This window comes from Sphingobium sp. LF-16 (genome assembly GCF_003711185.1).
Classification (GTDB): Bacteria; Pseudomonadota; Alphaproteobacteria; order Sphingomonadales; family Sphingomonadaceae; genus Sphingobium; species Sphingobium yanoikuyae_A.
The window spans coordinates 3,134,022-3,147,757 of the sequence record NZ_CP029335.1; the positions used below are offsets into that span (position 1 = coordinate 3,134,022).

Sequence of the window (13,736 nt, forward strand, 5' to 3'; positions counted from 1 at the left end):
CGCGCGCCTTCAGACGACCATGTCCGCCAGCATGCGCGGCGCATGGATCTGCATCTGACCATCTTCCCGACTGACGATACCGCGCCGGATCAGCACGGCGATCGCGCGCGACGCGGTCTCGCGGGTCGTGTTCGCGCTCAGCGCCAGGGTGGTGACCTGCGGCGCGGGCACGATATGGTCGCGACCATCGGCCAGCGCGAGCAATTCGCTATAGACCCGCCCGGCCGCGCTATAGGTGGACCGGGTCGCCATTCGATCCAGCGCCCGGTCGAGCTGGCGCGCCAGCAGCCAGGCCATGCCCGCGCCGATCTGCGCATCGCCCGCCACCAGCGCGGCCAGCGATTGTGCCTCCGCGCGCAACAGGCGGCTTTCGACCAGCACCTCTATCTCCGCCCGGTGCGTCGTGGGCGCTGGGTAGGCGCCGAAAAACTCCCCCGGCCCATGACGCGCCAATTGCTGGCGCTGGCCGTCGATGCCAAAGGTCTGCACCGCCACGCAGCCGTCGACGATCAGCCAGCAATGGTGCGACGCCTCCCCTTGCCGGGCCAATATCTGCTTGGCGCCGACCTGCTGCGGAACCAGCACGCGGCGCAGCAGCTCTGCCGCCTTCCGATCACATCGGAAAACCGCTGCCAGCACCTCGACCTGTTCCTCGACCTGCAATCCTCCACTCCTCGGTGACGATCGATCGTTCCGTTACCGGCATAGCCTATGCGCTCCGGATGAACAGGAGGGCAGGATGATTCTCGGAAAATATGTGATCTGCATCACGGCCATGCCGAGGAGATTTCCCTAGGGAATCAGCGCGACCCGAAGGAGGCCCCGGTGGGGCAACCTTTTCTTGGCCCGGAGCTTCATATGGCTTCGGGCCTTTTTTTTCGCAATCTCCATGCGGTTCGGCCATCAACCACAAGAGGGGGCGCCGCGCGTGGAAACCAAATGCCGGTGCGTGAAACGATCGGCAATATATGCTGCTGGATGGTCCCTGACAGGGACGGGTTCGCTATCAAAGCGATGCACCACCTTGTCATGAAGGTGGTGACCCCTACGGGAATCGAACCCGTGTTTCAGCCGTGAAAGGGCCGCGTCCTAACCGCTAGACGAAGGGGCCGTTCGTTGTCGCCGCCGTGGCAGCGCTGCGAAGCGAGGGCGCAATTAGGCGGGACCGGCGAAAGGGTCAACCCCCTTTGCGCAAGAAAATTGCAATCTTTCTCAATCGGCCCAGGCGGCATCCTCCAGATGCAGCTCTGCGGCGGGTCGGCTGCCCCAGTCGTCGATCTTCGCACGGCCCGCCACCCACAGGCGGCGGTCGCGCGGCGCACCCAGAATCGCCTGACCCAGTTCCGACTCGGCCTGGCGGAAGGCGATCGTCTTGATCGACCGGCCATCATCGCCCGCCATGATCGCCCGCAAATGACCATTGCCGACCACATCGGCGCGAATCACCCGCATCGGCCCGGCGGCGATCAACGGCGCGGGCCAGCCTGCGCCATAGGGGCCGCCCGCCTCGATCGCGGCGACGAAGTCGGGATTGACCCCGGCCGGCGCCAGCACCGCGTCGATCAGCAGCGCGCGCCCATCCCGCGCACGGGCAACGGCAGCTGACAGGCGATCATCCAGGAAGTCGGCCAGCGCATCGACCTTGTCCGCCATCACGGTGAGCCCCGCCGCCATCGCATGGCCGCCGCCCGCGACCAGCAGGCCGCTATCCTTGGCCGCCAGCACCGCCGCGCCCAGATCGACGCCGGAAATGGAGCGGCCCGACCCCTTGCCCACGCCATCCTCGTCCAGCGCGACGACGATGGCGGGACGGCCGGCCCGTTCCTTGAGCCGCCCGGCAACGATGCCGATAACGCCGGGATGCCAGCCCGGCCCGGCGACCAGCACCACGGCGCGATTGTCCTGCGCCGCCAGCAAGGCCTCCGCCTGTTCCTGCACGATCGATTCGATCGCGCGCCGTTCCTCGTTCAGTCGATCCAGTTCGGCGGCGATTCGCGCGGCCTCGGCCGGATCTTCGGTGGTCAGCAGCCGCACCCCCAGATCCGCCTTGCCGACGCGCCCGCCGGCATTGATGCGCGGGCCGAGGGCAAAGCCCAGATCATGGCAGAGCGGCGCACGATTGAGGCGACTGGCGTCCATCAGCGCGGCAAGGCCGATATTGCGCCGCTTGGCCATGACCTTGAGCCCCTGCGCCACGAAGGCGCGGTTGAGCCCCTTGAGCTGCGCGACGTCGGCGACGGTGCCGAGCGCGACGATGTCGAGCAACTCCATGATCGCCGGTTCCGGCCGGGTCGCAAACCAGCCGCGCGCGCGCAACGTCCGCAGCAGGGCCGCACCCAGCAGGAAGGCCATGCCGACGGCGGCGAGATGGCCATGGACGGCCGCGCCCGCATTTTCGTCCAGCCGGTTGGGATTGACCAGCGCCAGCGCCACCGGCAGCGCCGCTGCGCATTTATGATGGTCGACGACGACGACGTCGACCCCGGCCGCCTTCGCCATGTCGAGCGCCTCGAACGCCTGCGCGCCGCAATCGACGGTGACGATCAGTTGCGCGCCATCCCCCGCAAGCCGCACCAGCGCCTCGCCCGACGGGCCATAGCCTTCCATCAGCCGGTCAGGGATATAAGGCCGGGCATCCAGGCCAATGTCACGCAGCAACCGGATCAGCAGCGCCGCGCTGGTCGCGCCATCGACGTCATAATCACCGAAGATGCGCACATCCTCGCCGCGCTGGACCGCATCGGCCAGCCGCTCGGCCGCCGCGTCCATGTCGCGGAACAGGCTGGGGTCGGGCATGAAATGGCGGATGGTGGGATTGCGATGCGCCTCCACCCCGTCGGGCGGACAGCCGCGCGCCAGCAGCAGCTGCGCCACCAGATCGTCGGGCTGATAGCCGGGCGAACGCGCGTCCGCCCCCAGGCCGCGCCAGCGCCAGGGCTGGCCAGTGATCGATCGGGTGATGTTGAGCGCAAATGTCATGAAGCGGCTCTAGACCGGCGGGGGCACCGATGGAAGCGCCGCGCCGCCGGGCGAAATCGTCACGCAGGCGGAACCGTTGCAAGTCATTGGGCGTATTGCCTGTTTGCCGGACATATGGGATGCCCGGTGCGAAAGGGGCATCGCAGACAGATGAAGAAGCGGCAGGCGAGATATGTTCGGCATGCGCTGGGCATGATCATGGCAGCCGCCTCTCCCCTGCCCCTGATGGCGCAGACGGTTCCGGCCAGCGCCCCCAGCACCACAGCGCCCGCCGACGAAGAACCGATCCTGCCCGACGACGAGTTCAACGCGCGCCTGCCCGGCGCCGGCAGCGTCGACGACAAGGCCAGCAATAGCGGGACCGACAGCAAGGCCCCCTTGCCCTCGATCGACGACTGGCTCGACCAGCAGATGCCGGCCCAGGGCAGTGCCCAGGGCAGCGCGCCGGCCAGCGGCACGGCGCCCGCGACCGCACCCGCGACCGGCGCCGAACTGCCCCCCGCCACCGAGCCGCCGGTCGAAACCGAACTGGCCCAGCCGCTGCCCGCGCTCGACAGCGTGACCGTGCCCGAAAATGTCGCCGATGATGACAGCGACGAAAAGACGCCCGAGGTCCGCTACGCGACCCAGCTCGACGGTTTCGGCAAGACCGGTCTGGAGGATGAGTTCCGTGCCGCATCCGCCCTGGTCGACGGCAAGGGCAAGGCCGAGACCGCATCGATGGTGCAGCAGCGCGCCCAGGCCGACGAGCAACTGGCGGTGCGGCTGTTCCATTCGGAGGGCTATTATGATGCCACCGCCCTCGCCTCGCTCGACCAGCAGCAGGATGGCACGCTGAAGGCGATCCTGTCGGTGACGCCGGGCAAGCGCTACAAGATCAACGAGATCGTCATCCATGCGCCCGAGACCATCCCGCCCGGCCTGATCCGCGACAGCCTGACCTTGAAGACCGGCGACTATATCGTCGCCACCGCGGTCGAGGCGGCGGAGGCCAATGTCGCGCTCAAGCTGCCGGAACAGGGCTATGCCTTCGCCAGGATCGGCGACCGCGACATCTTGCTCGATCCCGCGACCGTGACCGGCGACTATACGCTGCCGGTCGAGCCAGGCCCGCGCGGCACATTCCGCACCATCACCACCAGCGGCGAGAAGCAGGCGTTCGGCGCCGACCATATGGCGGTGATCGCCCGCTTCGACAAAGGCGACCTTTATGACAGCCGCAAGGTCGATGATCTGCGCAAGGCGCTGGTCGCGACCGGCCTGTTCGCCAGCGTCGCCGTCGATCCGGTCCAGACCGGCGAGCCCGGCCCGGATGGCACCGAATATGTCGACCTGCATGTCGATCAGGAAGCCGGCCCGGCCCGGCGGCTGGCGGGCGAACTGGGCTATGGCACCGGACAGGGCTTCCGCGCCGAAGGCAGCTGGACCCATCGCAACCTGTTCCCGCCCGAAGGCGCGCTGATCGCCAGCGTCATCGCCGGCACCCAGGAACAGGGCGTATCGGGCACCTTCCGCCGGTCCAATGCGGGCAAGCGCGACAAGACCTTCCAGGCGGGCGCCGGCGTCAACCATCAGAAATATGACGCCTATGAAGCCTTCACCCTGGGCCTCAATGCCAGCTGGTCGCGCCAATCGACACCGATCTTCCAGAAGCGCTGGACCTATACCTATGGCGGCGAAATCCTGCTTTCGAACGAAAATACCACGATCGACGAAAGCGGCGAAAACAAGCGGCTGACCTATTTCATCGGCGCCCTGCCGGTGCAGGTCGGCTATGACCGCTCCAACGACCTGCTCAACCCCACCAGCGGCTTTCGCGCCAATCTGCGCGTGTCGCCCGAGGCGTCCTTGCAGGGCAATGTCTCGCCCTATGTCCGCGCCAGCTTCGACCTGGCCGGCTATTATCCGATTTCCGACAGTTTCGTGCTGGCGGCGCGGACCAAGATCGGCACGATCAACGGCGTCGCCCGCGACGATGTCGCCCCTTCGCGGCGCATCTATGCCGGCGGTGGCGGGTCGGTGCGCGGCTATGGCTATCAGGAACTGGGGCCAAAGGACGCGAACAATGATCCGATCGGCGGCCGATCAGTCAATGAATTCGCGGTCGAGGGCCGCTATCGCTTCGGCAATTATGGCGTCGTCGCCTTCGTCGATGCGGGCCAGGTCTATGAAAGCCAGATCCCGCAATTTTCCGACATCCGCTATGGCGTGGGCCTGGGCGGACGTTTCTACACCAATTTCGGACCCTTCCGCGCAGATATAGCCATGCCGATCAACCGCCAGCCCGGCGAATCCAAATTCGCCCTCTACATCGGTATCGGACAGGCCTTCTGATGGCGGAAAATACCCCTCCCCCCGCGCCCGAAGCGACCGAGACCGTGGTGATCCGCCAGGGCCGCCCGCTGTGGCAGAAGATCGCCATCGGCCTGGCCGGCCTGATCGTCGGGCTCGTGGTGCTGGTCGCGGGGCTGCTGCTGTTCCTCGATACCCAGCCGGGCAAAAGCTTCCTCATCAAGCAGATCGCCGCGCTCAAGATGGAATCGGGCATGGGGATCGAGGTCGGCCGGATCGAGGGATCGATCTATAGCGACATGACCATCCACGACCTGATCCTGCGCGATCCCAAGGGCGTGTTCGCGGTCAGCCCCAGGGTGCATGTCGTCTGGCGCCCGTTCCGCTACCTCCAGAACCATATTTCGGTGCAGAATCTGGAAAGCCCGCTGGTGGTGCTGGCGCGCAGCCCGCAATTCAACCAGACCCCGACCGATCCCAATGCGCCGATCCTGCCCGACCTCGACATCGACGTCGACCGGATGCGGCTCGACCGTTTCCTGCTCGCCAAGCCCGTGATCGGCCAGAAGCGTGAGATCGCGATCGACAGCGTCGTCCATATCGCCGACGGCCGTGCCCAGCTGTCCGCCAATGCGGTGGTCGACAGCGGCGATCGGCTGCAGGCGAAGCTGGACGCGGTGCCGGCACAGAATCGCCTGGCGATGAGCGGCACGCTGACCGCGCCCAAGGGCGGCGTGATCGCGGCGATGAGCGGCCTGCCCGACGGCATGACCGCCTCGCTCGACGGCAAGGGCACCTGGCAGGCTTGGAACGGCAAGCTGATCGCCACCACGCCCAGGGGCGAACTGGCCAATATCGCGCTCGCCGCCCGCGACGGCAGCTTCACCGCCAAGGGGCCGCTGCGCCCCGGCCTCGTCTATGGCGACATTGCCGACCGGCTGACCCGGCCGCAGCTCGATGTCGACCTGTTCGCCGGCCTCAACGAACGGCGCGTCAACCTCAAGGGGTCGCTGCGCTCACCCGCCATGTCGGCCGATGCGCAGGGTCTGGCGGACCTGGGCAAGAGCACATTCAGCGCGCTCAAGATCAATGCCTCGCTGCTGCAGCCGGGCGCCTTCATGGACAAGGTGAAGGGCAAGGATGTCCGTGCCTCGATCATCCTCGACGGGCCGATGGCGACGCCCTTCATCGATTATGACATCAGCGCCACGTCCCTCGCCTTCGACGCCACCGGCATCGAGAATCTGAAGGCCAGCGGCCGCGCCGTGATCGACGCCGACCGCATCCGCATCCCGGTCAATGCGACCGCGAAGCGCGTCACCGGCCTCAATGCCGCCGCCGGCGGCCTGATGACCAATTTGCGGGTGAAGGGCGATTTTGCCTATGCCGGCGGCAAGCTGATCAGCGACAATCTCAAGCTCGACAGCGACAAGATCGACGCCACCGCCATCATCCTCGCCGATCTCGACAACGCCATCTATCGTGGCGCGCTGAAAGGCCGGGTCAACGACTATCGGATCGACGGCGTCGGCATCGTCAACCTCAACACCGACGTCAAGCTGATCCCCGGACCCAAGGGCGGCTTCGGCCTGTCGGGGATGTTCGGCGTGCGCACCGCGCGCTGGGAAAATGCCTCGGTCCGCGACTTCCTGGGCGGCAATGCTGTGATGTCCGGCCGGATCGGCATGACGCCGGAGGGCAGGTTCACCCTGGCGGTGCTCAAGGGTGCCGCGCCCAATTTCCAGATCAAGTCCGGTTCGGGCAGCTATGACACCAACGGCCAGCTCGCTTTCGACACCGAAGCCTATTCGAAACAATATGGCCCGCTGTTCCTGACCGTGCGCGGCACAGCGGACCGGCCGCAGGCGGTGCTGCGCGCGCCGCGCCCCAATGTCGGCGTGCAGCTGACCGATGTCGTTGCCAAGCTGAATGGCGAACCGGCCGGCTATCGCCTCGATGCCACCGGCGGATCGCCCTATGGCCCCTTCTTCGCCAATGTGCTGATCCGCACCGCGCAAGGCCCGCTGACGATCGACGTGACCAAGGCGCGCTTCGCCGGGGTCGACATGAACGGCCGCATCCAGCAGTCCAATGCCGGCCCCTTCACCGGCCAGCTGGCGATGAACGGGTCTGGCATCACCGGTGCGGTGAAACTCAATGCCGTCGGCAAGCTACAGGGCGTCGACGTCAACGCGACCGCCAGCAATGCCAAGCTGCCGGGCGAGGCCGACATCGTCATCGGCCGCGCCGTCGTCACCGCCTCCATGCTGCTGAGCGACCAGCCCAAGGTGATCGCCGACGTGCAGATGGCGAACGCCGCCTATGGCGACTATGTCGTGCGCAAGGCGCGGGCAAAGCTCGATTATCAGGGTGGGCGCGGCAAGGCCCAGCTGGTCGCCGACGGCTCCAGCGGCGTGCCCTTCTCGGTCGCGGTCAACGCCGCGCTGCGCCCCGACCTCTATGCCGTCGCGCTGCAGGGCAAGGCCAGCAATGTCGATTTCCGCCTGAACCAGCCGGCGATCATCCGCGCTGAAAAGACCGGCTATCGGCTGGAACCGGTCAGCCTGGTGCTGCCGCAGGGCAAGGTCGATCTGGCTGGCCATTTCGGCACGGACACGGCGCTGCAGGCCCGCTTCAAGGATTTCGACCTCGCCATCGCCAATGTCGCAAATCCGGGCCTGGGCATCGGCGGCAAGGCGACCGGCATGGTCGATTACAGCCAGAGCGGAACCGCCTTCCCGACCGCGACCACGCACCTGGCGATCAGCGATTTCCGCCGGTCGAGCCTGGCCGCCGTGTCCGACGCAGTGTCGATGAATGTCGAGGGCAAGCTGTCCTCCGCCGGCGGCGACATGCGCGGCCTCATCCGCAAGGGCAACAGCACGATCGGCCGCTTCGTCGCCACCATGGCCCCGCCGGGACCGGGCGCCAACTGGTCGGAACAGCTGATGGCTGCGCCGCTGGGCGGCGGCATTCGCTATGCCGGCCCGGCCGACGTGCTCTTCTCCTTCGCCGGCCTTGCCGATCAGCGGCTGAGCGGCGGCATCGCGGTCGCGGCCGATTTCGGCGGCCGACTGACCGCGCCGCAGCTTAACGGCCTGGTCCGCGCCAATGCGCTGACCTATGACAATACGAGCTTCGGCACCCGCGTCACCCAGATGAAGCTCGACGGCCGCTTCACCAACGACCGGCTCGACATTCGCGACTTTTCCGGCCGCGCCGGCAACGGCACGGTCCAGGCCAGCGGCACCGTCGGCCTGGCCGCCGACAGCGGCTTCCCGATGAACATCGCGGTCAAGATGGACCATGCCCGCCTCGCCCGCAGCGAAGCGATCACCAGCGTGGTCAGCGGCACCCTCAACATCACCAACAGCGCGGAAAATGGCGGCCTGATCAAGGGCGACCTGTCGCTGCCCGAGACCCGCTATCGCGTCGCCTGGCAGGGTGGCACCGAGATTCGCGAATTGCAGGGCGTCCGCCGCAAGGGCGAGGGCCAGGATGTGCTGGCGCAGCGCATCGCTGACCGCAAGGCCGCCGCGGCATCGCCGACCAACTGGAAACTCGACATCCGCCTGCGCGCCGACAACCAGATCTATGTGACCGGCATGGGCCTCGATTCCGAATGGAAGACCGACATGCGCGTCACCGGCACCGCGACCAAGCCGCGCGTCAGCGGCAAGATCGAGGTGATCCGCGGCCGCTACAGCTTCTCGGGCCATCAGTTCGACCTGGATCAGGGCGTCATCACCTTCAATGGCGACATGATGAACCCGACGCTGGCAATCAAGGCGCTGACCGAGATTGACGATGTCAGCGCCGGCATCGCCGTCGCCGGCACCGCGCAGCAGCCCGACATCACATTTGTGTCGACGCCAACCCTGCCGCAGGACGAGATTCTCTCGCGCATCCTGTTCGGTGACAATGTCGCCAATCTGTCCGCCACCCAGGCGATCCAGTTGGCGGCCGCGCTCAACGGCCTGCGCGGCGGCAGTGGCGGGCTCAACCCGATGGGCAAGCTGCAGGGCGCATCGGGCCTCGACCGGATCGGCATCGTCGGCGGTGATGAGGATACCGGGCGCGGCACGTCGCTCGCCGTCGGCCAGCATATCTCCAACAATATCTATGTGGAGGTCGTGACAGACTCGAAGGGCTTCACCGCCACCCAGTTGGAAGTCGCCCTGTCGAAGACGCTGAGCATCCTGTCGAAGACCGGCACCAATGCGGGATCTTCCGCCGCACTTCGTTATTCCAGGGACTATTGATCCGGCGCCAGGGTGGCGCCGCCACAACAGGAGAATATGTGCCCTTCGCCCCGTCGCTCTGCCGTCCGATCATCTGTGCCGTTGCCCTCTCCGCAGCGCCAGCCGCGCTGGCGGAAACCCCGCGCGAGCTGCTGACTGCGGCGGCCTTCCAGACCAGCGACAAGGCGCGGGCGCTCAGCCTCATCGGTCAGGCCATCAGCGCCGCCGACCGCATATTGATGACCGCCCCCAATGATCATGAGGCGGTGCTGCAACGCGCGGTCGCGATCGGCTATCGCGCCAAGCTGACCCGCAGCCGACCCGATGCGCGCAGCTCGCTTTCCGCGTTCGAGGCTTTGGCCGCCCGCAACCCACGTGATGCCGAGGCACAGATGGTGATCGCCGGCTGGCATCTCGACGCGATCGACCAGCTTGGCAGCTTCATCGCCCGCACCGTGCTGGGCGCGAAGGAGCAGGTGGGTGAGGCCGCCCTGGGCAAAGCGGTCGCGCTGGGCGGCAACCGCGCCTTCTACTCGGGCCTGGCCGCATTGATGCGCATCCGCGCCGATCATAATGATGTCGCCGGCGCACTGGCGCTGGCCGAACGGGCGGCCAATGCCCCTGCCCCCGCCCCGCTCGACCAGTTGATGAAGCGCAATGCCGCCGCCATCCTGCCCGCGCTGCGCGCCGGCAATGGCAAGGCCGCCGCCGCCCAGGCGCGCAAGCTGCTGCCGTTCGGCAAGCTGCCGGAATAGCGCGACAGCGGCCTGCAGCATCGGCAGGATGACATCTTGCCGAATCTCTCCTGAAGGATGGCCATGCGTCTCGCGATCGAAGCGACCCTCGACTATGAATTTTCCGGGCCGACCGACGTATTGATGGCCGTCGAGGCCGCCGCCATGGCCGATCAGCGCATCGTCGAACAATCGCACATCATCGACAATGCCGGGCCTTTGACCAACCTCATGGGCGGCAGCGCGATCGGCCGGCGCACCTGGACGCGCAGCGGCACCGGGCGGATGCTGAGCCGCTACAAGGCGCTGGTCGATGTCGATCGGCCCGCGCCCGATCTCTTCTCGCTCGCCCGCTCGCCCTTGCCCAGCCTGCCGCAGGATGTGCTGCCCTTCATCTGGCCCAGCCGCTATTGCGAGGCGGACAGGTTCGTCAGCTTCGTCTGCGGCCATTTCGAAGGGCTGGACGGCGGCCCGCTGGTGCAGGCGCTGGTCGGCTGGGTGCATGACAATCTGCAATATGTGCCGGGCAGTTCGGATATCACCACCACTGCCGCCGACACGTTCGTCGCCCAGCGTGGCGTGTGCCGCGACTTCGCGCACCTCACCGCCGCGCTGATCCGCGCGCGCGACATTCCAGCCCGGCTGGTGTCGGTCTATGCCGCCGATCTCGATCCGCCCGATTTCCACGCGGTGGTGGAGGTGTGGCTGGACGGCGCCTGGCATATGGTCGACGCGACGGGGTTGGCCCCGATCGAGGGGATGGTCCGCATCGCCGTCGGCCGCGACGCCACCGACATCGCCTTCATGACCATCTTCGGCAGCGCCCAGATGAACGAACAGGCGATCCATGTGACGCGGATGGAAGAACCCAAGGACGTTACGGCCCCTTGACCCCGGCCCTGCCGCCCGCCTAGCCTATACTCAGACAAATTGAGGAAGGGGATGGCATGAGCGTGCAGCTTTCGGGACGGGCTTGGGTGCGAACGCGGCGGGCGCTGCTGGCGGCGACGGCGGGCTTGCTCGCCGGTCTTGCCGGCGCATCGGCCCCGGCGGCTGCGCCCGGCGGCAGCGCCGTCCTGACCGTCGACACCGGCAAGCCCGGCGCCACCATCGATCCCAATATCTATGGCCAGTTCGTCGAGCATCTGGGCCGCGGCGTCTATGAAGGCATATGGGTCGGGCCAGGCAGCCCCATCCCCAATGTGCGCGGCATCCGCAGCGATGTGGTCGCCGCGCTGCGCCAGGTGAAGGTGCCGGTGATCCGCTGGCCGGGCGGCTGCTTTGCCGATGGCTATCATTGGCGCGACGGCATCGGCCCGGCCGCGCAGCGCCCTGCCGGCATCAACGCCGCCTGGGACAAGTCGGCCGAAACCAATGCGTTCGGCACCCATGAATATATGGATTTCCTGGACCAGATCGGCGCCAAGGCCTTCGTGTCGGTCAATGTCGGATCGGGCAGCGTGCGCGAGGCGGACGACTGGATGCGGTACATGACCGCGCCGGCCGACAGCCAGCCGGGCAAAGAGCGCGCCGCCAATGGCCATGCCGCGCCCTGGGCCGTGCCCTTCATCGGTGTGGGCAATGAAAGCTGGGGCTGTGGCGGCAACATGACCGCCGACACCTATGCCACCGCCTTCCGTCATTATGCCGCCTTCCTGCGCGCCTATTCGGGCGAGCGGCCGAAGCTGATCGCGGTGGGTGCGGATACCGACGATTATGAATGGACCGAAAAGGTCATGGCGCAGGCGATGAAATGGCGCCCCAACCCCACGCCGCTCGCCTACAACACCGAACGTCCGCTGATGTGGGGCCTCTCGCTCCATTTCTACAGCTTCGCCGGCAATGACTGGCGCAACAAGGGGCGCAATATCGGGTTCGGCACCGACCAATGGGCCTCCGCACTGGCCCGCGCCCATCTGACCGACGAACTGATCCGCCGCCATGCCGCGATCATGGACCGCTATGATCCCAAGAAGCAGGTGGCGATCGCGGTCGACGAATGGGGCGCCTGGTTCGACAGCGAGAAGGACGCGCCCTCGCAGCTCTACCTCGAAAGCACGCTGCGCGACGCGGTGATCGCCGGGATGAGCCTCAACATCTTCAATAATCATGCCGACCGGGTGCGCATGGCCAATGTCGCGCAGATGGTGAATGTCATCCAGTCGCTGGTGCTGACGCAGGGCGCCAAGATGGTGGTGACGCCGACCTGGCATGTGTTCGACCTCTACAAGGTCCATCAGAATGCGACGATGATCCCGGTCGATGTGCAGGCGCCCGACTATGTCGCGGGCGCGGTGCGGCTGCCGGGGCTCAGCGTGTCGGCGTCGAAAGATGCGGCGGGCGCGCTGCATCTTAGCATCGTCAATCTCGACCCCGCCGCCGCCCGGCCGGTGCGCATCGACCTGAAAGGGGGCGCCTGGCGCAAGGCCAGCGCCCGGACGCTGACCGCCGCGACCATCGACACCCGCATCCGCTTCGAGGGCGCCGATCCCTTCGTGCCCGGCCCGCTGCCGGCGCGGCTGGCGCAGGGCCAGGTGGCGCTGACCCTGCCGTCCAAGTCGGTGACATTGGTGACGGTGGAGTAGAACGAAGCCTTCTCCCAACATCCGTTCGCTTCGAGCGTGTCGAGAAGCGGGAAGCGCTACGTTTTCTCGACTTGGCTCGAAACGAACGGAGACGGGGAAGTTTACCCCTCGGCCACCTTCAACCGCCCGGCCGCATCGTCGAACGCCGCCCAGCTTATCTGGGCCAGGCTGGCGCCGATGCTGCAACGGCGCACGCCCAGCGCCGCCAGCGCGGCGATGCCGGCCGCGTCATAGTCATGGATGACGACATTGACCGGCCTGGGCGCGACCGCCGCGACCAGTTCGGCGACGGCGCCATGGTCCAGCAGGAAAGGCACGAACAGGCAGTCGGCTCCCGCCTCCGCATAGGCTACGGCGCGGGCGATGCTCTCGCTCGGCGCCATGCCGGGCACGCGGAAATTCTCGCTGCGCCCGACCAGCATCAGCGCCGGATCGACCCGGTCAATCGCCTCACGCGCGGCCGCGATCCGCTCCACCGCCAGCGGCAGGTCATAGAGCGCGCCGCCCGACCAGTCCTCGATCGACAGGGCCGCAATGCCGGTCTGCGCCGCCAGCGTCACATTGGCGGCGACATCCTCGGGCGCATCGGCAAAGCCATTCTCGAAATCGGCATTGACCGGCAGGTCGGTCGCCGCAACCAGCATCTCCAGATGCGCCAGCACCGCGTCGCGGCCCAGTTCGCCATCATCCTTGCCCGCCGCCCAGGCCGCGCCGGCACTGGTCGACGCGATCGCGCGAAAGCCCTTCTTCGCCAGCCGCACCGCGCTGCCCGCGTCCCAGGCATTGGGCAGCAGGAAGAAGCCATCCTGGTGCAGGGCACGGAAATCGGCGCGTTTGCGGGCGGTGTCGGTCATCAGGAAATCCTTCTTTGTCCTCTGGATTGGCAAGCGGATTGACTCGGGAAG

The 13,736-nt window shown here is 67.0% G+C and carries 8 protein-coding genes and 1 tRNA gene; 5 read left to right on the forward strand and 4 right to left on the reverse strand.

Going from position 1 to position 13,736, the window contains the following annotated elements; all coding sequences use genetic code 11:
- Window positions 1–9: 9 nt before the first annotated feature.
- The 3 genes from DIZ22_RS14530 to recJ all read right to left on the reverse strand — a co-directional run bounded on the left by DIZ22_RS14530 (window position 10) and on the right by recJ (window position 2,979).
- Window positions 10–663: a Crp/Fnr family transcriptional regulator gene (locus DIZ22_RS14530; protein WP_004208652.1), complete on the reverse strand. Its 654-nt coding sequence runs from the start codon at window positions 661–663 to the stop codon at window positions 10–12.
- 373 nt (window positions 664–1,036) lie between these two features.
- Window positions 1,037–1,111: transfer RNA gene (locus DIZ22_RS14535), tRNA-Glu, on the reverse strand.
- A gap of 101 nt (window positions 1,112–1,212) precedes the next feature.
- Window positions 1,213–2,979: a single-stranded-DNA-specific exonuclease RecJ gene (recJ, locus tag DIZ22_RS14540; protein WP_048938073.1), complete on the reverse strand. Its 1,767-nt coding sequence runs from the start codon at window positions 2,977–2,979 to the stop codon at window positions 1,213–1,215.
- Between the two features lie 150 nt (window positions 2,980–3,129).
- Between recJ and DIZ22_RS14545 the strand changes: the two genes are divergently transcribed.
- From DIZ22_RS14545 to DIZ22_RS14565, 5 genes are all read left to right on the forward strand, one after another.
- Complete coding sequence (locus DIZ22_RS14545; protein ID WP_048938074.1) at window positions 3,130–5,313, forward strand: BamA/TamA family outer membrane protein; 2,184 nt, start codon at window positions 3,130–3,132, stop codon at window positions 5,311–5,313.
- Window positions 5,313–9,533, forward strand: a complete 4,221-nt coding sequence (locus tag DIZ22_RS14550) for a translocation/assembly module TamB domain-containing protein (protein ID WP_048938075.1) — start codon at window positions 5,313–5,315, stop codon at window positions 9,531–9,533. Before DIZ22_RS14545 ends, DIZ22_RS14550 begins: the two co-directional genes overlap by 1 nt.
- A gap of 38 nt (window positions 9,534–9,571) precedes the next feature.
- Window positions 9,572–10,267 carry a hypothetical protein gene (locus tag DIZ22_RS14555; protein ID WP_122928361.1) on the forward strand — a complete coding sequence of 232 codons (696 nt, stop codon included), beginning with the start codon at window positions 9,572–9,574 and terminating at the stop codon, window positions 10,265–10,267.
- A 63-nt stretch (window positions 10,268–10,330) separates the two neighbouring features.
- Complete coding sequence (locus DIZ22_RS14560) at window positions 10,331–11,137, forward strand: transglutaminase family protein (protein WP_010335716.1); 807 nt, start codon at window positions 10,331–10,333, stop codon at window positions 11,135–11,137.
- A 56-nt stretch (window positions 11,138–11,193) separates the two neighbouring features.
- The gene (locus DIZ22_RS14565) at window positions 11,194–12,831 is read left to right on the forward strand and encodes an alpha-L-arabinofuranosidase C-terminal domain-containing protein (RefSeq protein WP_048938076.1); all 1,638 of its coding nucleotides are present in this window, start codon (window positions 11,194–11,196) and stop codon (window positions 12,829–12,831) included.
- A gap of 101 nt (window positions 12,832–12,932) precedes the next feature.
- Here the strand turns inward: DIZ22_RS14565 and DIZ22_RS14570 are convergent, their stop codons facing one another.
- A complete protein-coding gene (locus DIZ22_RS14570) occupies window positions 12,933–13,685 on the reverse strand; it encodes an isocitrate lyase/phosphoenolpyruvate mutase family protein (protein WP_010335714.1) in 753 nt (250 codons plus the stop codon).
- Window positions 13,686–13,736 lie beyond the last annotated feature (51 nt).

Excerpts from the sequence above, each read along its gene's own strand:
- DIZ22_RS14560 (WP_010335716.1), top strand. The coding sequence starts at position 10,331 with ATGCGTCTCGCGATCGAAGCGACCCTCGACTATGAATTTTCCGGGCCG.
- DIZ22_RS14550 (WP_048938075.1), top strand. The coding sequence starts at position 5,313 with ATGGCGGAAAATACCCCTCCCCCCGCGCCCGAAGCGACCGAGACCGTG.
- DIZ22_RS14545 (WP_048938074.1), top strand. The coding sequence starts at position 3,130 with ATGAAGAAGCGGCAGGCGAGATATGTTCGGCATGCGCTGGGCATGATC.
- DIZ22_RS14570 (WP_010335714.1), bottom strand. The coding sequence starts at position 13,685 with ATGACCGACACCGCCCGCAAACGCGCCGATTTCCGTGCCCTGCACCAG.
- recJ (WP_048938073.1), bottom strand. The coding sequence starts at position 2,979 with ATGACATTTGCGCTCAACATCACCCGATCGATCACTGGCCAGCCCTGG.
- DIZ22_RS14565 (WP_048938076.1), top strand. The coding sequence starts at position 11,194 with ATGAGCGTGCAGCTTTCGGGACGGGCTTGGGTGCGAACGCGGCGGGCG.